This window comes from Pseudoalteromonas sp. UCD-33C, assembly GCF_001306895.1.
Taxonomy (GTDB): domain Bacteria; phylum Pseudomonadota; class Gammaproteobacteria; order Enterobacterales; family Alteromonadaceae; genus Pseudoalteromonas.
This window is the reverse complement of the sequence record NZ_LJTB01000002.1, coordinates 272,144-295,020: the sequence shown is the minus strand read 5'-3', so window position 1 is coordinate 295,020 and position 22,877 is coordinate 272,144. Positions and strand designations below refer to the sequence as shown.

Sequence of the window (22,877 nt, the reverse complement as noted above, 5' to 3'; positions counted from 1 at the left end):
AGCAAAAAACCGCCCTAAAGGCGGTTTTTCTAAATAATGGTGGAGAGATAGGGATTTGAACCCTAGAGGGGCTACAAACCCCTGCCGGTTTTCAAGACCGGTGCATTCGACCACTCTGCCATCTCTCCGTACGGCGCGAATAATAGTGTTTACTGCGTTCGTTGTAAAGCCATAAATGTAAAAAACTTTAAAAAAGTAATTTTAATAGTACTGCTTAGGGCGCTTTGCGATTAAAGAGCAAACTAAACAAACAATTAAACTAACAATTGCAAAGCCTGAACCCTGCACTATTACGTCAATTTTATTGAGGTTATAGCTAGGTATAATGACTAATGCAAAAGCTGGTAAGCAGGTGATCGTTAAAACGTAGCAACAAATTTTAAAAGCGCGGCCGAAATCGAAACGTTTAGTGCTTTGCATCCACCAAGTCAGTAGGAGTAATACCACTACAGCAGACAAGCCAAGGTAATGAGGTTGTTTCGTAGACATGGCAACAAAAAAAGTGACCACGGCACCAACTAAGCCCCAAATTGACCAAGCGAACCAATTTTCTTTTTCACGTAAAAATAAGTTTCCCATCGTTCTCGTCTTCTTTATCGTTATTTTTTTAAGACTATCCATACGTTAACAAAAAATAACCGATTAAAAAACACACTGAAGAAGAATTATTTCGTTTTTTGCATCCGTGCGCTTCTTACAGCTAAGCTAAATCTAAAAAAACTAACATATATAAGCTTAATAGTGTCTGACTGCTTAACTGCAAAAAAGTTCCTAATATTTATAAATTCTCAAAAAACGTCTCTGGCTTGTGTCTTATTGGTTTTTTAATGTCTACTTCTGGTGTACCTAGATATAAATAGCCAACAATCTCATCTTGTTCTTTACAACCTAATGCCGCTTTAACAGCAGGGCTCTGTGCAAAATAACCTGTGCGCCAAATGCCCCCTAAACCTTGCGCAAATGCCGCTTGTTGCATTGCAAGTACAGCGCAGCCTGCACTTTGTACTTGTTCAATACGTGGCACTTTTGGGTTTTCAGTTACATCAGCAATGGCAATGATCATCATAGGAGAGCGTAGAGGTAGATCTTTAGCACGCTCAATGGTTCTTTCATCTTGATTTTCAGCGACTGCGGCTTGATGGTAGATATCGCCTAATTTATTACGTGCATTGCCTTCAACGAGAATAAATCGCCAAGGAGCAATACAGCCATGATCAGGCACTTTAATGGCCGCTCGCTTAATAATTTCAAGTTGTTCTGCAGTTGGTCCTGGTGCGATAAGGCGAGGATCTGATTGTCGAGTTTGTAATAGCGTCAAAGCGTCCATGAATATTCCGTAAATGCTTAAGTACGATGCCCCTTAATAATCGGGGCAGAAAACCCAAGCTTATCATTTATCTTTATTAGCAATAAAGCTATTCGATGCTTTTCTAGTTAACCAATAATCTAAACTGACGTAACGACCGCCACCTGCAAAAAATAAACTTAAAAGCATAACAAAGTATATTGCGGAAAACTCAATACCATTATTTAAGATCACAGGTTTCCCTTTCGCATAGAGGTACTCTGTATAACCATGCGTTTCTAGTAACTCGCGCATTTTGGTTAATCTTTCACTGGCTTCATTGGAATTAACTAAACTGGCTTCACTTCCTGGTATTGCTAGCCAATTCAGCACTCTCGCAGGGCTGGTACTGGCATCGGTAGGTGTTACAGCAAACCAGCCATTACTGGCATGTACTGTCGTCGCTGCAACCAGCATGGTGATCATTAAAGGGATTGCTGTTAAACGAGTAAATAAACCCAATAATATAAAGATCCCCCCTAAAAACTCAGTCCATGCAGCTAAAAAGGCCAGTAGAGAGGGCATAGGTAGGCCTAAACCCCATTCACTATTTCCGAACCAAGCAACAATATCATCTGATGCTAAAAAGTATTGATAAAAATGAGTTACATCACCGCTTAAAGCTAGTTTATTAAAGCCGGCGATGATCATCACTGGGGCTAAGATCAAGCGAATTAACAGGCTGGGGAGCCCATCTAAAAACTGCAGTTTATTTAAAATGCGATGGTAAAGGGGTATTAGGTGTGTGTTCAACATAGCGGTCTCGTGACTAAATAGATTAATCACACAGACCGCACGTTTTCTAGTTTACTTTCAATTAAATTTTACGAGCAACTTGTAGCGCTTCAAAAATCGCACGTTTTGCATCAATAGCAGCAGCTAGTTTTGCGCCACCAATAACGTGTACTTTAGCGTTTTCGGTTTGATTATCGAACGTTTCAGTATTTGACACCTGACCAATACAGGCAATCACAGTATCAACATCGAGGATTTGCTCTTCACCTTTTACCGTTATCTTCAAACCTTGCTTATCAAAGCTTAGATACTGACACTCAGCGATTTGTTTAACACCGTGTTGTTTAGCAACTTGACGGTGGATCCAACCCGTTGTTTTACCCAGTTCACTACCAAAGCGCCCTGCACTTCGCTTAAGCATGTAAATTTGACGATTGTCTTTTTCAGGCGCAGCTTCGCATTCAATACCCCATTGAGTTTTGAATTGCTCAATTGTTTGGCCTTTGTGTTCACTTAAAAAGGCAACCATATCAAAACCGATACCACCGGCACCTAGAATCGCAATTTTATCCCCTAGTTCTACTTCACCACGAATTACTTCATCGTAGGCGAATACACGTTTGCCATCACTGCATTCTATTTTGGCTTCGCGCGGACGTACGCCTGTTGCAAACACCACATCATCGTATTGATTGAGCATATTGTCAGTAAATTCAGTACCGAGCTGTAAATCGACATTTAAACGTTTTAATTCATTAGTAAAGTAGTTAAGGGTATGGTTAAAGTCTTCTTTACCCGGCACTTGCATGGCTAAATTAAATTGGCCACCCATTTGTTCTTTACGTTCAATTAAAGTCACTTTGTGGCCTTTCGATGCTAAGTAACAACTTGCAGCAAGGCCAGCAGGGCCAGCACCCACAACCAGGACTAATCGAGAAGATGGTGCTTTTTCAAGGCTGTAATCTAACTCAAAAGCCGCTTGCGGGTTAACCAAACAGGTTGCACGTTTATTTTTAAACACATGGTCTAAGCAGCCCTGATTACAACCAATACAAATATTGATTTGCTCAGACTTATTATTAACGTATTTATTGAAAAACTCTGGGTCTGCTAATAAAGGACGTGCCATCGAAATTAAATCAGACTCGCCTGCTTCTAAAATTCCATTGGCAATTTCAGGAGTGTTAATACGGTTAACCGCGATCACTGGCACTGATACCGTTTCTTTTAAGCGTTTTGATGCTTCTTTAAATGCACCTGCTGGTACCATACTGGCAATGGTTGGTACACGAGCTTCGTGCCAACCAATACCCGTGTTAAAAATATCAACGCCAGCTTGTTCAAGTGCCAATGCTTGTTGTTTTACTTCATCAGGTGTTGATCCATTAGGAATTAAATCCATCACAGACAAACGAAATACAATAATGAACTTTTGACTTACTTTAGCGCGTACAGCTTTAACAATTTCAACAGCCAAGCGCATGCGGTTTTCTAAACTACCGCCATAGTTGTCTGTTCTTTTATTAGTGTGGTTAGCCATGAATTCATTAATCAAATAACCTTCAGAACCCATGATTTCAACACCGTCATAACCTGCTTTTTCAGCCAATTTTGCTGAGTTAGCAAAGTCTTTGATGGTTTTTTTAATTGAACCTAACGACATTTCTTTAGGTTTATACGGATTAATAGGTGCCTGAATTGAGCTTGGCGCTTGATTGAATGGATGATAAGCATAGCGACCTGCATGCAATAATTGTAAGCAAATTTTTCCGCCATGCTGATGCACTGCATCAGTATATGCTTTGTGTTTGATCACATCATAAAATGAGTTAAATGTTGATGCGAACGGAGATAGCTTGCCACGAATATTTGGGCTATAACCACCTGTAATGATTAAACCCGTGCCGCCTTTGGCACGTGCTTCGTAGAATGCACGTAAGCGTTTACGGTTATGCCAGCCTTCTTCTAAGCCGGTATGCATTGAGCCCATAACCAAACGATTACGAAGTTCGGTATGCGGTAATTGTAATTTTTGTTCTAACATTGTGTGCCCCGTTAACTGGTCGAACCTCTATTTGAAATAGATTCTGCGGCAATAACTTAGAATAATCAACTTTTCACTGGTAATTTATATGTAGCAAATTGTCGTTTTAAACACTCTGTTACTATTTAACAGTTAATTTTAAAGTTATTCTAAGCTAAGATGAGATCACTACTAAGCTGTACTGAATTAAGGATTTATTTTGCTAGCAAAGATATTTAAAGGCATTTGGACCGGGATTAATTTCTCCCGCCGTTTGGTCCTAAACATATTATTTCTATTACTAGTAATACTCTTCTTTGTTGCCATCACAGGTGAAGAAGACCAAGTAAAAGTAGCAGACGGAACCGTGCTACGCCTAAACTTAAATGGCCCTATTGTTGAAGAAAAAACGTATGTTGATCCTGTAGAAGCAGCAATCAACGATGCAACTATGGGTAAAGAAGCACCATCAGAAATTCTACTTGATGATGTTGTTGAAGTGATCAACCAAGCAACTAAAGATGATCGCATCAGTGTGATGCTTCTTGATCTACAAAAAATGCCAAGTGCACACATCAATAAGCTAAAACAAATAACTAAAGCAATTGATGCGTTTAAAGAAGCAGGCAAGCAAGTTATTGCAACGGGCTATTACTATACACAAGCTCAATACTATATTGCAGCCCACGCTAATGAAGTGTCTATGCACCCTTATGGTGGTGTGAGCATTGAAGGCTACGGTATGTTCCCGCTTTACTTCAAAGATGCGCTTGAAAAATTAAAAGTAACTCAACATATTTTCCGTGTTGGTACTTATAAGTCAGCGGTTGAGCCTTTTATTCGTAATGACATGTCAGATGCGGCAAAAGAAGCGAATAGCGTTTGGTTAACTGCACTTTGGAACGAGTATAAAACTGACGTTGCTGCGAGCCGTCCATTCGATGAAAGTAATTTCGATGAAGATATGGATGTTTACCTTGCAAAAATGCAAGCAGTAGACGGTAACTCGGGCCAATACGCTCTAAATAATCAGTGGGTTGATTCTTTAAAAACCTCACAACAAATTCGCCAACAGCTTATTGAGTTAGTTGGTGCAGAAGAAACAGGCAAAACCTTTAAGCAAGTAAGCTTCCGTGAGTATTTATCGCTGGTAAAACCGCCTGTTGAGTTCGATAACCCAATCACTGAAAAAGTAGCTGTGGTTGTTGCGAAAGGAACCATTGTTGATGGCGAGCGTAAAGCAGGTGAAATTGGTGGTGACTCTACAGCAGCCCTACTTCGCAAAGCGCGTCTTGATGACAAAGTGAAAGCCGTTGTACTACGCATCGATTCAGGTGGTGGTAGTATGTTTGCTTCTGAAGTTATCCGTGCTGAAGTATTAGCTCTTAAAGCAGCGGGTAAACCGGTTATCGCTTCAATGAGCTCAGTGGCAGCATCAGGTGGTTACTGGATTGCATCTGCAGCCAATGAAATTTGGGCAGCCCCTAGCACAATTACAGGTTCAATCGGTGTATTCGGTACTTTCATGACGTTTGAAAATACTATGGCTGAATTAGGTATATACTCAGATGGCGTTGCTACAACAGACCTTGCTGGCTTCTCTATTGCACGCCCACTTGACGAGAAAATGTCAGATATCATTCAAATGAGCGTTGAAAATGCATACAAACGTTTTTTAAATGTAGTGGCTGAAGCGCGTAACATGACCCCTGAGCAAGTTGATAAAATTGCCCAAGGCCGTGTATGGATTGCAACTCAAGCAAAAGAACTGGGTTTAGTTGATAAACTTGGTGATAAGCAAGATGCAATTAAGGCGGCAGCTGAGCTTGCTAAGCTTAATCATTATGATGTCAAAACCATCAAGCAGTCGCTCACACCACAAGAGCAAATGCTGCAAGATATCTTTGGCACCGCGGCTGTTAAGAGCTTCTTTGCTAAGTCTGATTCATCACAATCAGTACTAGCAACACAAGCCAACTTACAAAGCCTAATTAATCAGTTAAGTAGTGAAATTGATAACCTAAAAGATTACAACGATCCACAAGGCGTTTACGCTCGTTGTTTAGTGTGTAATGTAATTCAATAAGTTACTTAGCTAAGCGATTTTAGGTATACTAAGCCCAGTTATTTAACTGGGCTTTTTTTATGAAACGTAAACGTATATATATCGCCTATACGGGTGGTACTATCGGTATGAAAAAATCGAGCCGTGGCTATGTTCCAGCGGAAGGTTTTTTAACCGAAACAGTGGTCAATAATGCAGAGTTTAATCGTGATGAAATGCCTTTGTTTGATATTCACGAATATTGCCCGCTCATTGATTCTTCAGATATGTCCCCTGCCCACTGGCAATTAATTGCTGACGATATTAAGAGTAAATACCAAGACTATGATGGCTTTGTGGTTCTGCATGGTACCGATACCATGGCCTACACAGCTTCTGCTTTGTCTTTCATGTTCGAAAACCTCACAAAACCTGTAATTGTGACAGGCTCACAAATTCCATTGTCGCAACTTCGTTCTGATGGCCAAGTAAACTTACTTAATGCCATGTATTTAGCCGCTAATTACCCAATTGCTGAAGTAAGCCTGTTTTTTAATAACCAATTATTCCGTGGTAACCGTGCAACAAAAGCCCATGCTGATGGCTTTGATGCCTTTGCATCACCGAACCTTGAACCATTAGCACTTTCAGGAATTAATATTCAACTGATCAAAGGGCAACTTAGCCCTTATGTTGATAACGAACTACAGGTGTCAAATATCACGCCACAGCCAATTGGTGTGCTTTATCTCTATCCTGGGATCAGCCCAAAAGTGGTTAAAAGTTTAGTTAATGATGACATCAAAGCACTTGTGTTATTAAGTTTTGGCGTGGGTAATGCCCCACAAGATCCGGCGTTCTTAGATATTCTTAATGATGCAAGTAAACGCGGTATGGTGATTGTTAATCTAACGCAGTGCTTAAAAGGCCAAGTTAATATGGGCGGTTATGCAACCGGTAATGCCTTATTAAATTGTGGTGTGATCAGTGGCTACGATATGACATTAGAAGCGTGTTTGACCAAGTTACACTACTTATTTAGTCAAAAGCTTGAAGTAGAAACAATTCGTCACTTGATGCAAGACAACCTGCGCGGTGAGCTAAGTCGTTAATACAGCAAATACAAAAAAAGGCACCAATTGGTGCCTTTTTTTATGCTTTTTGATAATTAACGAACTTTTTCGTCAATCTCAACTAAGTCTGTTAAATGGCAAATCTCACCACTGTGAGTTTTAATACCATGTTCACCGAAGTAGTCACGTTGTGCTTGAACTAGATGACCATTACTTGGTGTTGTTAACGTCGCAATGTAAGTTTGCGTTGCTGTTAACACAGGGAATGCAAGACCAGATGCAACTGCTGCACCCGTTACTTTACGTAATGCTGCTGATTCACGCTGCATAGAATCAATAAATTCTACACCTTCAGCTACATTGTCTAAGTAATCAGCACGGATGATACAACCTGCGCGCCACGTTTGTAGCGTTTTAGAAAGATCTACTTTCCACTGATGCGCACGAGACGCACCTTTGATAAGCGCTAAACCTTGGCGGTAAGCAAGTAAACTTGCCAATGTGAATGCGTCTTTTAGCTCTGCTAAGTCTAAATCAACGGTATCAGTTGCTTTAGCAGCGTAAGTCATTTCTTTAGCAGCATGCGTATCACACGTATTTGTTAAGTGACGTGCTTGAACAGCTGCAACTAGTGATGGCACTGCAATACCAAGCTCTAGGGCATTTTGTGCAGTCCATAAACCCGTGCCTTTCGCGCCAACTTTATTGTCGATTAAATCAACTAGTGGCTCACCTTCTGTCGTTTCAAGGCTTAAGATATGGCTTGAAATTGACAGTAAGTAGCTATTTAAAGTGCCTTCAGACCATTCATTGAAAATGTCAGCCACTTCTTTTGGTGAACGATTAGTACCTAAACGTAATAATTGATACATTTCTGCAATTAATTGCATTAGCGCATATTCGATACCGTTATGAACCATTTTCACAAAGTGACCACTTGCAGATTGGCCTACACGAGCAAAACACGACTCACCTTTGTAGCTTGCCGCTACTTTTTCAAACCACGGCTCAACACGCTCCCAGCCGCCTTCTGAACCACTTGCCATCATTGCAGGACCGTGACGTGCGCCTTCTGCACCGCCAGAAATACCCATAGTGGCAAATTCAAATTTGTTTTGATATTTAAGTTTACGGCTAATGCCATCTTTGTAGTTACTGTTGCCGCAATCTACGATAATGTCATCACAGTCAACACCTGCTTCTGCAAGCTCTGTACATACTTTATCAACCAATTCACCAGCAGGAACTAAAAGAAGAATCGAACGAGGCGGCTCTAAGCGTCTAACCATATCATTTAAATCAGACACAATATGTAAACGGTCTGCCAAACCTAGTGCTTTCGCACAGCTTAGTAACTCGGCACCCGCATCTGGGTTTTTATCATAAGCTACTAATGTCAGCCCTTTTTCAATCAGGTTGAGGGCAAGATTTTTACCCATAACGCCTAACCCTACTAATGCAACTTGCATTTAGTGTCCTCCTCGGTAACAACTATTGGTTAGTTAATCAAAATAATTACGCGCGCATTATACCCAAGCAGCCCAAAAATGCGAGCTTGACAGCCAACTTGAGATAAATCATCGAAATCATGAAGCGACGTTGCCCTCAGTATATCAAAATAACCAAGGCATCGGACCAGATTTTTATAATACCCTTTAAAAAGGTATGTGTATTGACGCTACCTGACACCGGTGTCATAATAACGTCATTCACCCTTTGTATACTCTATAATTAATACAAAGAGCCAGATTCTCATAAGTAAAAACAATCATTTTTTACTTATGAGTTCTACATTGTGCTTATGTATAAGCCTATATTAAAGGTTTATAGCACGACATTTTAATAGATAACCATCAATTCGCTTAATATATTTGAGCGCACAGGAGAATTTGATGCTAAGACGCACAAAAATTGTTGCGACCCTTGGACCGGCAACCGATCGCGATAACAACCTAGAAAAAATTATTCGTGCAGGTGCAAATGTGGTTCGTTTGAACTTCTCACATGGCGTAGCACAAGATCACAAAGACCGCGCAGAAGCGGTACGCAGCATTGCTAAGCGTTTAGGCAAACACGTTGCTATCCTTGCAGACTTACAAGGTCCTAAAATTCGTGTATCAACGTTTAAAGACGGTAAAGTAAACCTAGAAGTTGGCGCAAAATTTACTCTTGACGCAAAAATGGAAAAAGGCCAAGGCGACGTTAATGCGGTAGGTATCGACTATAAAGAGCTACCTAACGACGTTAAAACAGGCGACTTACTGTTATTAAACGACGGATTAATTCAATTAACAGTAGATAGCGTTGACGGTGACCTAGTTCACACGACTGTTACTGTTGGTGGTGTGCTTTCGAACAATAAAGGTATTAACCGTTTAGGTGGTGGTTTAACGGCCCCTGCTTTCACTGATAAAGATAAAGAAGATTTAATTACTGCCACTGAGATTGGCGTTGATTATATTGCTGTTTCATTCCCACGCAGTGGTGATGACATGCGTTATGTTCGCTCTTTAGCAGAAGCCGCAGGCTCAAACGCACAACTATTAGCGAAAATCGAACGTGCAGAAGCCGTTGAAAACGTTGAAGCAATTGACGATATCGTACTTGCTTCTGACGCTGTAATGGTTGCTCGTGGTGACTTAGGTGTTGAAATTGGTGATGCAGCCCTAGTTGGTAAGCAAAAGCTTATCATTAGCCGCGCTCGTTCACTTAACCGTACAGTTGTTACTGCAACACAAATGATGGAATCTATGATCGATAACCCTATGCCAACACGTGCAGAGGTTATGGACGTAGCAAACGCCGTATTAGATGGTACTGATGCAGTTATGTTATCTGCTGAAACAGCCGCTGGTGACTACCCTGAAGAAACAGTAGCGACTATGGCTCGCGTTTGTTTAGGTGCTGAATCACAAAAAGAAACGCACGTTTCTAAGCATCGTTTAGACAGCCGTTTTTCATCAAATGCTGAATCAATTGCATTATCTGCGATGTATGCAGCTAACCACTTAGATTCTGTTAAAGCTATTGTGACTCTGACTGAATCAGGTAGTACAGCTAAATTGATGTCGCGCATCAGCTCTGGTTTACCAATTTATTCATTATCACGTCATCCAAGCACACTGGGCCAAACAGCACTTTACCGTGGTGTTTATCCTGTATTTTTCGATTCAACGAAGTGTGAAGATGAAAGCATGGTACGTGATGCATTAAACACACTTGTTGAGCAAGGCTCACTAGTAGCTGGTGATACTGTGATTTTAACTCACGGTGATGCAATGGAAACGATTGGTGCAACAAACACAATGAAGATTGTAACTGTTTAATCTGTCACAAATTTTCAATAAAAAAGGCGCAATTAATAATTGCGCCTTTTTTGTTTTTAACTGATTAAATTTTGAATAGCTATTAGCTCGCGAGCGCTGCTTTCACTTTATCGCGATAGCTACGGCTTACTTTTAGTTCTTGGCCGTTATCTAACACTAAAAGATACTCACCGCTTACTTGAGTTACAAGTTTGCTAATTTGCTTCGTATTAACAATGGCACTGCGATGAACTCGCACAAATAGTTGTGGATCAAGCTCTTGTTCAAGCTCTTTCATTGTTTTACGAAGGATATGCGTTTGCCCATCTTGGCAATGAAGGCACATATAATCACCAGCCGCATCAACCCATTGAATTGTAATAACAGGCACACGAACAATCTCGCCCTGCTCTTTTACAGCTAATGATTCTGGATAACGACGGTCAGCAAGGCTATCGCCCGTTGCTAACTTCTTTAAAATTTCTTCGCAATTATTGCCTGTAATACCTGCAACAAAGCTCGCTAGTTTTTTCTTATGGGCGTTATCTTGTTGCGTTTTTAAATAGGTATGCACTTTTTCTACCGCCTGTTTTAGTCTGTTGTCATCGACTGGTTTAAGAATATAATCCAACGCATGAATCTCGAATGCTTTAACTGCAAACTGGTCAAAAGCCGTTACAAACACAATAGCGGGTAATGGATTTACGCTCTCACTAAGTGCTCTTGCAACTTCAAAACCGTTCATATTTGGCATTTGAATATCTAAGAAAACCAATTGAATATTGCCCGATAAGCATTCATCAATTGCCTCTTGACCATTGCTACATAAACGAATGACTTCTAAATCGTCAAACTCAGAAAGTCGAACTGCTAAGCCTTTTCTTGCTAGCGGTTCATCATCAACGATCAAAGTTCTAATTTTGCTCATTTCTTAACAGCCCTTTCAAACGGAACGCGCAGATTAACTTTTAATCCACTTGGCGTATTGTCAGAGAGAACAAACGAGTAGTTGTTCTCATAAAGTGTTTTTAAGCGGTCCTGTGTATTAGCTATGCCAACGCCTTGAGAATTAACCAGTTGGCCATTTTTAAGCTCAGTGCCAGGACCATTATCGCCTACTTCCAATAATAGTTCATTTGCAAAAACTTGTGCTTTAATATCAATCACACCACCTTCATTTAGTTGCGCTATCGCATACTTTATCGAGTTTTCGATAATCGGTTGGAGGATCAAGCTTGGTACCAAGGCTTCTTTTGCCTGCTCGCTTACATCTACATTAACTTGTAAACGTTCATCAAAGCGTACTTTTTCAATTTCTAAGTACAGCATGAGGGCATGAATTTCTTGCTCTAATGGCACCTTTTTTATTGGGTCGGTATTGAGTGTGTATCGTAAGAAGTCACTCAATTTTGACACCATTAAATTTGCATCTTTGTTCTCTTTTACCAAAATTAAGGTTGATATTGCATTTAAGGTATTAAATAAAAAGTGCGGATTAAGTTGATAGCGCAGCATTTTCAGCTGAGCTTCGTGAGCCATAGTAGTTGCTTTTAGGGCCTTTTGACGCTCACTTTGTAATAGCTGGTAATACTTAATACCAAAATACAAACCACTCCAACAAAGAATGATGTAAACCGAATCTAACCCTTGTTGTAAGTAATAAAACCATTCATTTGGTCGGTAACCGTGACGGTAGATTTCCCATAAATTGAATTTTTGTACAACGGCCCATAATGTGCCTGTAACATAGGAAGCACCAAAAACGACAAGCATTAATACCCAAGGTGAGGCATTCCAAACTTTACGATACATATAACGTAAAGGTACTGTCATTAAACAGCCTGCATAAGCGTTTAATACAATAACAAATACGTAAATATCACGCATTTCAAAGACTTTTGAGCCGATATAATTAACTAACGCATAACCTATCCAGCCTGCAATTTGCAAAACCCAGAAAAAGCGTTGTCGATTATCAACTAATGATTGCCAATTCAAAATATCAGATTACCTTTCATAATTATTTTTATTATACCGATAGTCACGAGAGCAAAGCACTGCCGCCTATCTTAATTTTTTATAGCCTTACCGCATTCTTCAGACATTAAAAAAGCGAAGGCCACAACAGCCTTCGCTTTTTCTCTGCTTTATTTTTAAGCTAGTTTATCTGAAGCCACTTTATAATTTGGATCTTCAATCACATTCACTTCAACTAAATCACGCGCGTTGTGTAATAGTTGAATACAATCAGGGCTTAAATGACGTAAATGCAGTTTCTTACCCACTTTTGCGTATTTGTCTGCAAGACTGTCAATCGCTTCAATCGCACTATGATCAGCAACACGGCTATGTTTGAATTCAATGATCACGTCTTCTGGGTCATTTTTAACATCAAATAACTCGGCAAAGTTCTTAACCGAACCAAAGAATAAAGGACCATGAAGCTCATACACTTTAGAGCCTTGCTCATCGATGTAATTGCTTGTGTAAATGTGTTTCGCATGCTGCCAAGCAAAAACTAAAGCCGAAACAATCACACCCACACATACCGCGATCGCAAGGTCTGTTACTACGGTTACACCTGAAACAAGCACAATAACAAAAGCATCAGACTTAGGTACACGCTTCATCATCTTGAAGCTTGCCCACTCGAAGGTACCAAGTACAACCATGAACATAACGCCAACTAAGGCAGCTAATGGGATCATCTCAATGAGGCTGGCTGCAAAAATAATGAATGCTAGCAGTATTATTGCTGCACTAATACCAGATAATCGTGAGCGACCGCCCGAGTTAATATTGATCATTGATTGACCAATCATCGCACAACCACCCATTGCACCAAAGAAACCACAGGTAATATTTGCAGCGCCTTGACCAATACACTCTTTATTACTGTGACCACGGGTTTCAGTAATTTCGTCAATTAGGGTCAGTGTTAATAACGATTCAATTAAACCAATCGCCGCTAAAACTAAGGCATAAGGGAAGATAATTTTTAATGTTTCAAGATTAAATGGCACCATAGGAATATGGAACTCAGGCAAGCCACCGGCAATGGTTGCTTGCTCATTGCCTGTCATTCCTTTTAAGAAATCAAGTACAGTGCGCGCTTCTAAATCAAAACCAATCACAATCGCTGTTACAGTTACAATGGCAGCTAACGATGAAGGTACTGCAGTGGTTAGCTTAGGTAAGAAATGAATAATAGCCATAGTTAACGCTACTAAGCCAAGCATAATATAAAGTGCTTGCCCTTCCATCCACTGTTGACCGCCCATACCGTCTGGTACTTTAAATTGACCCAGTTGAGCTAAGAAAATAACAATCGCAAGACCATTTACAAAGCCCAGCATTACTGGGTGCGGAACCATGCGAATAAACTTGCCGAGCTTGAAGATACCTGCGAGTACCTGCAGTATCCCCATCAATAACACGGTAGCAAATAAATACTCTACACCATGATCTAAAACTAAACTTACCATTACAACGGCTAGTGCACCGGTAGCACCAGAAATCATACCTGGACGACCACCAAAAATAGCCGTAATTAAGCCAACAATAAATGCGGCATATAAACCAACCAAAGGCTCAACATTAGCAACAAAAGCAAACGCAACCGCTTCTGGTACCAATGCCAACGCAACGGTCAAGCCTGATAGAATATCGTTTTTAGCAGAGCTTGGCGCTTTGCTGAGTAAGTTAAACATTAAGATCCTCTTTATAGTGAATGCATTTCGGCAAGGCGCAGAATTCTAGCAAAATCCGCAAAAGTTAACAATTATTAACAACAAAACGGCTAGTACCTAAAAGCACTAACCGTTTTCGAAAAAATAAAACGTAGTAGAAAAAGATTAAAGAGGTAAAGACGTACTACGCTTAACGCATGTCATGGTAACGTTTGAGTGAACTTCTTGAACAAACTCAAGGTTTAGTAGGTTATCGCGAACAAACTGCTCATAACCTTCAATACCTTTAGAAATAATTCGAAGCATGAAGTCCATGGTACCCGCCATGCTGTAACACTCGGTTACTTCATCATAGCTCATAATTAAACGCTCAAACTCAGCTAGGTTCGTTCTACCGTGGTTAGAAAGACGAACATGGGCATAGACCAACATATCAAAGCCAAGCTTTTTCTCATCAAGCAAAGCAACTTTACCTTTGATATAGCCATCTTGCTCAAGCTTAGCAATACGACGCCAACATGGAGATTGAGATAAACCAACTTTATCGGCAATTTCTGCCGTAGATAAGCTAGCATCCTGCTGTAATAATGCCAAAATTTGGCGATCTACTTGGTTCAGAGACATTTTATTTCTTTTTCTGTAAAAATACTGGTTAAATTATATAACTGATTTAAAAATCAGTCTGCCTATTTTCTACTATTTATGCAAAAAAATTGCAATTTTATACCGTTCCACTTACAAACTACTTAACTGATGTTACGCGTTGGCATTAACCAAAACGTCCGCTAATAAATGGATTTGTTTTTCGCTCATGCCCTACGGTGGTATTCGGACCGTGGCCTGGCAAAATAGCAACTTCATCAGAGAATGATAAAATCTCAGACTTAATTGATTCGAGTAATTGCGCACTATCCCCTTTTGGGAAGTCAGTACGACCAACAGAGCCTTGAAAAATCACGTCACCCACTATCACCTGTTCTGAACCTTGGTGGTAAAAAACAACATGACCAGGAGTATGCCCAGGGCAATGGCGTACAGATAATTCAAGTTCACCCACTGTGATTGTATCGCCATGATTTAGCCACTTTGTTGGATAAAATGGTGTAATTGGTGCAAAACCAAACATTTGCGCTTGCATTGGCAAGGCATCAAACCAAAATTTATCATCTAAATGTGGGCCAATGATATCAACGCTAAAATGCTCTGCGAGTTGCTTTGCTGCGCCCACATGGTCTAAGTGGCCATGTGTTAAATAAATTGCCTCTAATTGGCAATTTAAAGCAGCAAGTTCTGCTTGAAGTTTATCTGCATCGCCACCAGGGTCAACCAATGCCGCTTTATTCGTTTGCTCACAAATAATAATGCGGCAATTTTGCGCAAAGCCAGTAACAGGAACAGCTTTCACTTTCATGTTATTGTCCTTTTTGTAACTGCTCAAACGCCATTAAAATTGGGTATTTTAAATAGCCTTGATCATAAAACGGTGTACGCTCATAGAGCCAATGCAAGCGCGCATCAGCATCTTTTGCAAAGTTTTTATCTTCACGAATTTTTTTATCGAACTCTAAAGCCAATGCAGGTTTTTCTTTAAGCATTTGTCGTGCATAAGGCATTAAAGCGTAATTCTCAACGTATTCAGTGCGCTGAAAAATAGTATTAAACTCGCCCCAAGCAAAGAATGAATCTGGCGCTTCTGGGTGTAGTAAGTGTGTAGCCAGTTCTGAGTATGGCTGCTCAGTTGAGACTTTGTACCAGCCGGTCATATCGACATTTTCTACGGTGTTGTAATCAAATGTCGCCTCTACACGAAAACGTCCTTCAAAAGGTGCTTTTGCAAATGAGTAATCAGCAACGCTTGCTTGCGTTAATGGCTCAGAAGCAAAACCATTCACTGTCGTTACCTCTACGCCGTGTAATTTAAGCTTACTTACCAATTGGCTGTACGCTGGCGGAATATAAAACGCTGCAGGAACGTTAACGGTCTTTTTAACCTCTTTCTGCCAGTAAATAGGCAAAGCGTCATAGTTTTTAACTTCACCTAAATATTTAACTTCAGCTTGCCCTGACAATGCACTTTCAGTTCTTGAATAAGCGATACCTTTAAATTCGATGGTATCTGGCTCTTTTGCATAACCACGTTCAACAACTAATTGCGTAGGTTTGAAATCGAGCTCTTTTTGAACCGCTTCATTAAGGGCTTTATCGTTTGCAGCTAAGGCGTCAATGGCACCATCAATAAATACATAAGTACCTAATACGCGCTGCTTATAAGGTTTTAAAGAGTGGTTCTCAACTAATATTGTTGGTAATGAACGTAAATCACCCCAGCCATTTGAAAAACGTGGTGTTGCCACCCAACCAGCTAAACCTTTTTTAAATTCGCGCTTGTCCATTACAAAAACCAGAGGACCAGGAATATGCCCTGCTTTTTCGAGTTTGGCATCAATAACAGGTTTAAACAGATTATCTAACGCTTGTGACACACTTGGTGATTCACTAGAAAAAACCGGATTATAGCCGTAGGTAACATCATATTGGTAATCAGCGCCATCTGTTACATGGACATCCACGTATAAATCTGGCTTAAATTGATTAATAACCTGCATTACACCGCGTACTTCGGGTGTATCTAGCTTAGTGTAATCACGATTTAAATTTAAATTTAGACCATTCGTTCGAAAGCCCATTTCTACTGGGCCACGCTGATTAATACGGTTGTATTGGCTACTGCGCTCGTGACCATCAACGTTTAAAATAGGAATAAACAGAATATTTACTTTGCTAAGAATATCGCGGCGTTTACCTGTTGCAATGTCGCGTAGCAACATAAACATGGCGTCTTTGCCATCAATTTCACCACTGTGAATGCCTGCTTGAATAAAGATGGTTGGTTTTGTATCAGCAACAAGTTGTTTGGCATCAAACAAACCTTGCTCATTCGCCACTAACATCTTAACCGCACGACCTGCACTGCTTGTCGCAATAGTCGTTACTTTGAATTGTGTTGGGTTTGCGGCAACAAGGCGTTCTACGAACGCCATAGTGTCTGCATAATCAGGCGATAAAGTGCCTTCGCTTAATTCGAAATCTGTGGTTAAAGGTCCTTTTTCTTGCATTAAAGACACACTATCGCCTTGCCATGGCAATAATGGGGGTAAGTGGCTGTCTAAAGTTACTGCAGCAGATAAAAACACTAAACTCGCAAACATATCACTCTCAAGTGCGGTACTTATTCTATATTGGGGAAATTATAACAACTAATCTGAATGGATTGCGTAAACTGCGGTGATTCAACAAAAAAATGGAGCAAACGACATACGCTATGCAAAATCGTTGTTAGTTATGAATATTAATTAAGATCAAAAAAAGGAGCACTAGGCTCCTTTTTAAACTTTATGAAAAGCGAAATTAAGCCGCTAGGCCTTCTTTTGCTTTTGCAACAAGCGCTGCGAATGCAACTTGGTCATAAACAGCGATATCTGCAAGGATCTTACGATCGATTTCTACAGAAGTCTTTTTAAGACCATTGATAAAACGGCTGTATGAAAGACCGTTTTGACGAGCTGCTGCATTGATACGTGCAATCCAAAGTTGACGGAAAGTACGTTTCTTAGCACGACGGTCACGGTAAGCGTATTGACCCGCTTTAGTAACTGCCTGGAAAGCTACGCGGTAAACACGTGAACGTGCTCCGTAGTAACCTTTAGCTTGCTTTAAAACTTTTTTGTGACGTGCACGTGCGATAACACCGCGTTTAACTCTTGCCATTTCTGAAGACTCCTATTAAGCGAATGGTAACATACGTGAAACTAGACCATGGTCATTTTTATGAACCATCATCTTAGGACGTAAGTGTAATTTACGCTTAGAAGTTTTCTTAGTCAGAATGTGACGAAGATGCGCTTGTTTACGCTTGAAACCGCCAGAAGCAGTTTTCTTGAAACGCTTAGCCGCGCCTCTGTGAGTTTTTAGCTTGTAAGCCATTGCAATAACTCCAAATGTATTGCTTAAAAATTAGCAAGCAGGCGAGAGATATAAAAATAGCTCTACTTTTAAGGCCTAACTTACTGCCATAATCCGGTGAAGGCTCACTACAAAAGCAGTGCAACCTTACTTATAACCGGTTATTTCAGGTGAACAGTAAACTGTTACTTGCAAACCTGAAATAAAATCGGTGCGTAATATACCCTGTTTATTGCTTTTTAGCAATAGGTGCCATCATCATAACCATCTGGCGACCTTCAACACGATTTGGGAATGATTCAACTTGTGAAACATCTTCCAAATCAGTTTTAACACGGTTTAATAATTCGATACCAATTTCTTGGTGAGCCATTTCACGACCACGGAAACGGATAGTGATTTTAGCTTTATCACCCGCTTCTAAGAACTTGCGTAAGTTGCGTAGCTTAACCTGGTAGTCACCTTCATCCGTACCTGGACGGAATTTGATTTCTTTAACCTGGATTTGCTTTTGCTTTTTCTTTTGTTCTTTTAGTTCTTTGCTTTTTTCAAAGATGAACTTACCGTAGTCCATAACCTTACAAACAGGTGGCTCAGCATTAGGACTGATTTCTACAAGATCTACACCCGCATCATCAGCGATAGCTTGCGCCTCTTTTAATGACACGATGCCAGCTTGCTCGCCGTCGATGCCAATTAAACGAACTTCTTTAGCTGTAATATCTTCGTTGATACGATTTTTTTGAGCTGTTTGTTGCCCTTTCTTGCCGCCTCTAATGGTACGATCCTCCAAGAATATAAAATAAAAAGCGTGTAGTTGGCTGTTTGTTTTGCCCTACACGCTCATGATTTATTGTCGATTTTTAATTTCTTCGCTTACTTTAGCAACGAAATCATCAACACTAAATTTGCCTAGGTCTTCACCTGTGCGAGTGCGTACTGCCACTTCTTGTTGTTCAACTTCTTTATCGCCAACAACAAGTAAATATGGAATACGTTTTAACGTATGTTCACGGATTTTAAAGCCAATCTTCTCATTTCTCAAGTCAGCAGCGGCTCTAATTCCAAGTTTATTTAATTTTTGTACAATTTCTTGCACATAATCTGCTTGTTTGTCCGTGATGTTCATGATCACAACTTGCTTAGGAGCAAGCCACGTTGGGAACAAGCCAGCGTATTCTTCAGTTAAAATACCGATGAAACGCTCAATTGAACCTAAAATTGCGCGGTGGATCATAACTGGTGTACGACGTTCGTTATTTTCAGCAACATAAGTTGCACCTAAACGACCTGGTAATGCAAAGTCTAGCTGTACAGTACCACATTGCCATGCACGGTCTAAACAGTCATAAAGTGTAAACTCAATCTTAGGACCGTAGAATGCACCTTCACCTGGTAGGTAATCAAACTCAATGTCGTTTGCTTTTAATGCATCAGCTAGTGCAAGCTCAGCTTTATCCCACATTTCGTCTTCACCGATACGTTTTTCTGGACGAGTAGATAGTTTTACAACGATCTTCTCAAAGCCAAACGTTTCGTATGTGTCGTAAACCATTTTGATACATGCAGACACTTCATCCATGATTTGCTCTTCAGTACAGAAGATATGCGCATCATCTTGAGTAAAGCCACGTACACGCATTAAGCCGTGTAATGCACCTGATGGTTCGTTACGGTGACAACAACCGAACTCTGCCATACGTAATGGAAGATCACGGTATGATTTTAAACCTTGGTTAAAGATTTGTACGTGACCCGGGCAGTTCATTGGTTTGATTGCGTATTCACGCTTTTCAGATTCAGTTGTGAACATCGCATCTGCGTATTTGTCCCAGTGACCTGATTTTTCCCATAAACCACGGTCCATCATTAATGGGCCTTTAACTTCTTCGTAATCGTACTCACGTAGTTTTTCACGAACGAAGTCTTCTAGTTCACGGTAAATGCTCCAACCATCGTTGTGCCAAAACACCATGCCTGGTGCTTCTTCTTGCCAGTGCCATAAATCAAGCGCTTTACCAATACGACGGTGATCACGTTTTTCAGCTTCTTCTAAACGTTTTAAATACGCTTTAAGTTGCTTTTTATCTGCCCATGCAGTGCCGTAGATACGTTGCAGCATCTTGTTTTCAGAATCACCGCGCCAATAAGCACCTGCCACTTTCATGATTTTGAAATGTTGACAGAATTTCATGTTTGGAACGTGTGGACCACGACACATGTCGATGTATTCTTCGTGATGGTATAAGCCTGGACGATCATCTTTCGCGATGTTCTCGTCTAGAATTTCCATTTTATAGGTTTCACCACGCGCTTCAAAAGTATCGCGTGCTTCTTGCCAGCTTACGGTCTTTTTAACAACGTCGTAGTTTGTTTTAGCAAGCTCAAGCATACGCTTTTCGATAGCATCTAAATCATCTTGGCTTAAAGAGTGTTCCATATCGATATCGTAATAGAATCCGTTATCGATGGTCGGACCGATTGCCATTTTTGCTTCAGGGAAAAGCTGCTTAACCGCATGACCAATAAGGTGCGCACATGAGTGACGGATAATCTCTAAACCATCATCATCTTTTGCTGTGATAATTTCTAAACGCGCATCTTCGGTGATTAAATCACATGCATCAACACGGGTACCATTAACACGGCCTGCAATTGTTGCTTTGGCAAGACCTGGACCGATATCGCTTGCTACGTCATATGTGCTTACTGGGTTTTCAAAACTACGCTGACTGCCGTCAGGGAGGGTAATAACTGGCATTATAAATCCTTAATACAGTGGTGATGCCTACAATGCATCACATGTAATATTTTTAAAAAATTTTATGTAACTCTGCAACGCTTTTACGAATAAGCATTGCTATTTAAGCATGTATTTACTGAGTCTTCGCAAATACAAGCGACCATTGTCGCCGCTCACGTTCTTAAATACAAGTAGTTAGAAGAGTAAATTGACAATTAGTTAAGTCATTTCATACTTAGTGAGTCAGTACTTTTAGGGTGATGAAGATGCCAAACACGCGTACGTTCAAATTTGCAACGTTTAACTTATTAAATTATACCGCGCCACCCTATTCGTTTTACCAATTACATGAACGCTATAACAATACGCAATGGCAGCAAAAACAATCGTTTGTAGCTAATTTCTTAAATGAAGCAAACCCTGATGTGGTGGCGTTTCAAGAAGTGTTTAGTCAGCATGCTCTAGAAGTGCAATGCAAAGAAGCGGGATATGATTATTTTAAAACGGTCGATAGCCCGTCCCATGATAGCCTTTATCCGCAAGTGTTATTCAATCCTGTGGTTGCCATTGCCAGTAAATACCCGTTTAAATCGGCCGATGCATTGACACCATGCCCTGAATTACTTGAGTACTTAAACAATCAAAATGAGTTCAAATTTAACCGCACCCCGATAAAATGTATGATTGATTTACCTGATTTTGGTGAAGTCTGCTTTTATGTTGTTCACTTTAAGTCACAACGTGTGCAATCAATGGCGCATATTCTTAATATTCATAACCTTGAAGATCCGTTGCTGCAGTTGTTACACCAGACTGTGGGTACCATGCAGTCTCAAATATCGCGTTCATTAGAAGCATCTATTGTTTATTATGATGCGCTAAAAACCCAACGCGAAAAGCAATGTGCAACGCTCGTTATGGGTGACTTTAACGATGTACTTACTAGCCCTACTTTATCGTTTATGACACAAGGCTTTCACCCTACACGCTGTGAACCCTGCATAGAACATAACGAACCCGTTGTTGGCCTAACCGACAGCTATGAGTTTAGCCGCTCGTTTTATGATAAGAAAAACAAACCCTTTAGCCATTATTACCAAGGTAAAGGTAATGTACTAGATTATATTCTTGCCTCTGCACATTTTAATCCCGATTGCCAAGTTTCAAAGGTGAAAGCGCTCTACTATGAAAGTTATGACAAGCATATTTCCCCTACACAACTGACCGAAGACATTAGTGTAAGTGACCATAGTGTTATCGCTATAAAAATTCATTTTTAAAGCAACTGTTTTTCATAACGTTACTTGCTATAATTGCGCAAATTAAGTTATTTAGAGAATGACCATGAGAACATGCGGTGTAGAAATTACAGGTAGCGACGTACTACTGTGTATTTTAACCAAAGACAATGACGTATTTGATATCCGTGATGTCAGACAAACACGTTTTACCTTAGGTAACGGTAATGACACAGAAGTAATGCGTAAATTCCAATTTGATTTCAAAAAATTAATGGAAGATTACCAAATTGACTCTGTAGCAATCAAAGAGCGCCAAGCAAAAGGTAAATTCGCTGGTAGTGCGAAAGGTTTCAAAATGGAAACGGCTATTCAGTTAATTGAGCGCTTAGATGTGCAAGTTTTATCTGCAACTGAAATCAAAGAGCAGCTTAAGCGCAACCCAGTGCCTATTGATTTTGAAGACACAGGCCTGAAAAAATTCCAAGAAAACGCATTCATTAGTGCTTACGTGTACATTATGCGTAAAACTTATAAGCAAGATGAGCCAAAAGCTTAGTTGATACTTATTACCAAAAAACGTGCTACGGCACGTTTTTTTACACCCCAAAAACCACTCTTTATTCTGTTTTATTAAAATTACACTCTGTACATTAGTCTTATAAAGCTTTTCTTTGTCGACAATCTATGTTTAGTTAATCAGGTACGCATGTTTTGAA

At 40.2% G+C, this 22,877-nt stretch carries 20 protein-coding genes and 1 tRNA gene; 5 read left to right on the top strand and 16 right to left on the bottom strand.

Annotated features, from left to right (window positions below):
• Positions 1–37: 37 nt before the first annotated feature.
• The 5 genes from AOG26_RS04590 to AOG26_RS04570 form a co-directional block, all read right to left on the bottom strand.
• Positions 38–128 (bottom strand) — tRNA-Ser (locus AOG26_RS04590).
• A 73-nt stretch (positions 129–201) separates the two neighbouring features.
• The gene (locus tag AOG26_RS04585; RefSeq protein ID WP_054561417.1) at positions 202–579 is read right to left on the bottom strand and encodes a hypothetical protein; all 378 of its coding nucleotides are present in this window, start codon (positions 577–579) and stop codon (positions 202–204) included.
• 199 nt (positions 580–778) lie between these two features.
• Entirely contained in the window at positions 779–1,327 is a 549-nt protein-coding gene (locus AOG26_RS04580) for an NAD(P)H nitroreductase (RefSeq protein WP_054561416.1), read from the bottom strand.
• A 63-nt stretch (positions 1,328–1,390) separates the two neighbouring features.
• The gene (locus tag AOG26_RS04575) at positions 1,391–2,101 is read right to left on the bottom strand and encodes an HvfX family Cu-binding RiPP maturation protein (RefSeq protein WP_054561995.1); all 711 of its coding nucleotides are present in this window, start codon (positions 2,099–2,101) and stop codon (positions 1,391–1,393) included.
• 61 nt (positions 2,102–2,162) lie between these two features.
• Positions 2,163–4,124, bottom strand: coding sequence for an oxidoreductase (locus AOG26_RS04570; RefSeq protein ID WP_054561415.1), 1,962 nt, complete (start codon positions 4,122–4,124; stop codon positions 2,163–2,165).
• 199 nt (positions 4,125–4,323) lie between these two features.
• Here AOG26_RS04570 and sppA point away from each other — a divergent pair, with 199 nt between their 5' ends.
• Positions 4,324–6,189, top strand: a complete 1,866-nt coding sequence (gene sppA / locus AOG26_RS04565; protein WP_054561414.1) for a signal peptide peptidase SppA — start codon at positions 4,324–4,326, stop codon at positions 6,187–6,189.
• Between the two features lie 59 nt (positions 6,190–6,248).
• Positions 6,249–7,259: an asparaginase gene (gene ansA, locus AOG26_RS04560; RefSeq protein ID WP_054561413.1), complete on the top strand. Its 1,011-nt coding sequence runs from the start codon at positions 6,249–6,251 to the stop codon at positions 7,257–7,259.
• Between the two features lie 56 nt (positions 7,260–7,315).
• Here ansA and gndA read toward each other — a convergent pair whose 3' ends face one another.
• Complete coding sequence (gndA, locus tag AOG26_RS04555; protein WP_054553937.1) at positions 7,316–8,689, bottom strand: NADP-dependent phosphogluconate dehydrogenase; 1,374 nt, start codon at positions 8,687–8,689, stop codon at positions 7,316–7,318.
• A 423-nt stretch (positions 8,690–9,112) separates the two neighbouring features.
• Between gndA and pyk the strand changes: the two genes are divergently transcribed.
• Positions 9,113–10,546 carry a pyruvate kinase gene (pyk, locus tag AOG26_RS04550; RefSeq protein WP_054561412.1) on the top strand — a complete coding sequence of 478 codons (1,434 nt, stop codon included), beginning with the start codon at positions 9,113–9,115 and terminating at the stop codon, positions 10,544–10,546.
• An 82-nt stretch (positions 10,547–10,628) separates the two neighbouring features.
• Here the strand turns inward: pyk and AOG26_RS04545 are convergent, their stop codons facing one another.
• The 10 genes from AOG26_RS04545 to thrS form a co-directional block, all read right to left on the bottom strand.
• Positions 10,629–11,453 carry a LytR/AlgR family response regulator transcription factor gene (locus AOG26_RS04545; protein WP_054554883.1) on the bottom strand — a complete coding sequence of 275 codons (825 nt, stop codon included), beginning with the start codon at positions 11,451–11,453 and terminating at the stop codon, positions 10,629–10,631.
• Entirely contained in the window at positions 11,450–12,523 is a 1,074-nt protein-coding gene (locus AOG26_RS04540; protein WP_054561411.1) for a sensor histidine kinase, read from the bottom strand. Before AOG26_RS04540 ends, AOG26_RS04545 begins: the two co-directional genes overlap by 4 nt.
• 155 nt (positions 12,524–12,678) lie before the next feature.
• Entirely contained in the window at positions 12,679–14,235 is a 1,557-nt protein-coding gene (locus AOG26_RS04535) for a SulP family inorganic anion transporter (RefSeq protein ID WP_054561410.1), read from the bottom strand.
• 144 nt (positions 14,236–14,379) lie between these two features.
• Positions 14,380–14,838 carry an Lrp/AsnC family transcriptional regulator gene (locus AOG26_RS04530; RefSeq protein ID WP_036968198.1) on the bottom strand — a complete coding sequence of 153 codons (459 nt, stop codon included), beginning with the start codon at positions 14,836–14,838 and terminating at the stop codon, positions 14,380–14,382.
• 145 nt (positions 14,839–14,983) lie between these two features.
• The gene (locus AOG26_RS04525; RefSeq protein WP_054561409.1) at positions 14,984–15,625 is read right to left on the bottom strand and encodes an MBL fold metallo-hydrolase; all 642 of its coding nucleotides are present in this window, start codon (positions 15,623–15,625) and stop codon (positions 14,984–14,986) included.
• Position 15,626: 1 nt separating this feature from the next.
• Entirely contained in the window at positions 15,627–17,423 is a 1,797-nt protein-coding gene (locus AOG26_RS04520) for a M14 family metallopeptidase (RefSeq protein ID WP_054561408.1), read from the bottom strand.
• A 199-nt stretch (positions 17,424–17,622) separates the two neighbouring features.
• Positions 17,623–17,982 (bottom strand): 50S ribosomal protein L20, encoded by a 360-nt coding sequence (rplT, locus tag AOG26_RS04515; RefSeq protein ID WP_036968189.1) that lies wholly within the window; start codon positions 17,980–17,982, stop codon positions 17,623–17,625.
• Between the two features lie 15 nt (positions 17,983–17,997).
• The gene (rpmI, locus tag AOG26_RS04510; RefSeq protein ID WP_054554888.1) at positions 17,998–18,198 is read right to left on the bottom strand and encodes a 50S ribosomal protein L35; all 201 of its coding nucleotides are present in this window, start codon (positions 18,196–18,198) and stop codon (positions 17,998–18,000) included.
• A 208-nt stretch (positions 18,199–18,406) separates the two neighbouring features.
• The gene (gene infC / locus AOG26_RS04505) at positions 18,407–18,970 is read right to left on the bottom strand and encodes a translation initiation factor IF-3 (RefSeq protein ID WP_082401559.1); all 564 of its coding nucleotides are present in this window, start codon (positions 18,968–18,970) and stop codon (positions 18,407–18,409) included.
• A gap of 57 nt (positions 18,971–19,027) precedes the next feature.
• Positions 19,028–20,938 carry a threonine--tRNA ligase gene (gene thrS / locus AOG26_RS04500; RefSeq protein WP_054561407.1) on the bottom strand — a complete coding sequence of 637 codons (1,911 nt, stop codon included), beginning with the start codon at positions 20,936–20,938 and terminating at the stop codon, positions 19,028–19,030.
• A gap of 248 nt (positions 20,939–21,186) precedes the next feature.
• Here thrS and AOG26_RS04495 point away from each other — a divergent pair, with 248 nt between their 5' ends.
• Both AOG26_RS04495 and AOG26_RS04490 read left to right on the top strand, forming a co-directional pair.
• The gene (locus AOG26_RS04495) at positions 21,187–22,200 is read left to right on the top strand and encodes an endonuclease/exonuclease/phosphatase family protein (protein WP_054561406.1); all 1,014 of its coding nucleotides are present in this window, start codon (positions 21,187–21,189) and stop codon (positions 22,198–22,200) included.
• Between the two features lie 64 nt (positions 22,201–22,264).
• A complete protein-coding gene (locus AOG26_RS04490) occupies positions 22,265–22,717 on the top strand; it encodes a DUF3010 family protein (RefSeq protein ID WP_054561405.1) in 453 nt (150 codons plus the stop codon).
• Positions 22,718–22,877: the final 160 nt, after the last annotated feature.

Bases quoted from the DNA above. Each gene is read 5' to 3' on its own strand.
- ansA (WP_054561413.1), top strand. From the start codon at position 6,249: ATGAAACGTAAACGTATATATATCGCCTATACGGGTGGTACTATCGGT.
- AOG26_RS04525 (WP_054561409.1), bottom strand. From the start codon at position 15,625: ATGAAAGTGAAAGCTGTTCCTGTTACTGGCTTTGCGCAAAATTGCCGC.
- AOG26_RS04530 (WP_036968198.1), bottom strand. From the start codon at position 14,838: ATGTCTCTGAACCAAGTAGATCGCCAAATTTTGGCATTATTACAGCAG.
- rpmI (WP_054554888.1), bottom strand. From the start codon at position 18,198: ATGGCTTACAAGCTAAAAACTCACAGAGGCGCGGCTAAGCGTTTCAAG.
- rplT (WP_036968189.1), bottom strand. From the start codon at position 17,982: ATGGCAAGAGTTAAACGCGGTGTTATCGCACGTGCACGTCACAAAAAA.
- pyk (WP_054561412.1), top strand. From the start codon at position 9,113: ATGCTAAGACGCACAAAAATTGTTGCGACCCTTGGACCGGCAACCGAT.
- thrS (WP_054561407.1), bottom strand. From the start codon at position 20,938: ATGCCAGTTATTACCCTCCCTGACGGCAGTCAGCGTAGTTTTGAAAAC.
- AOG26_RS04580 (WP_054561416.1), bottom strand. From the start codon at position 1,327: ATGGACGCTTTGACGCTATTACAAACTCGACAATCAGATCCTCGCCTT.
- AOG26_RS04570 (WP_054561415.1), bottom strand. From the start codon at position 4,124: ATGTTAGAACAAAAATTACAATTACCGCATACCGAACTTCGTAATCGT.
- AOG26_RS04495 (WP_054561406.1), top strand. From the start codon at position 21,187: ATGCCAAACACGCGTACGTTCAAATTTGCAACGTTTAACTTATTAAAT.
- AOG26_RS04535 (WP_054561410.1), bottom strand. From the start codon at position 14,235: ATGTTTAACTTACTCAGCAAAGCGCCAAGCTCTGCTAAAAACGATATT.
- AOG26_RS04520 (WP_054561408.1), bottom strand. From the start codon at position 17,423: ATGTTTGCGAGTTTAGTGTTTTTATCTGCTGCAGTAACTTTAGACAGC.
- AOG26_RS04575 (WP_054561995.1), bottom strand. From the start codon at position 2,101: ATGTTGAACACACACCTAATACCCCTTTACCATCGCATTTTAAATAAA.
- AOG26_RS04545 (WP_054554883.1), bottom strand. From the start codon at position 11,453: ATGAGCAAAATTAGAACTTTGATCGTTGATGATGAACCGCTAGCAAGA.
- AOG26_RS04490 (WP_054561405.1), top strand. From the start codon at position 22,265: ATGAGAACATGCGGTGTAGAAATTACAGGTAGCGACGTACTACTGTGT.
- AOG26_RS04585 (WP_054561417.1), bottom strand. From the start codon at position 579: ATGGGAAACTTATTTTTACGTGAAAAAGAAAATTGGTTCGCTTGGTCA.
- gndA (WP_054553937.1), bottom strand. From the start codon at position 8,689: ATGCAAGTTGCATTAGTAGGGTTAGGCGTTATGGGTAAAAATCTTGCC.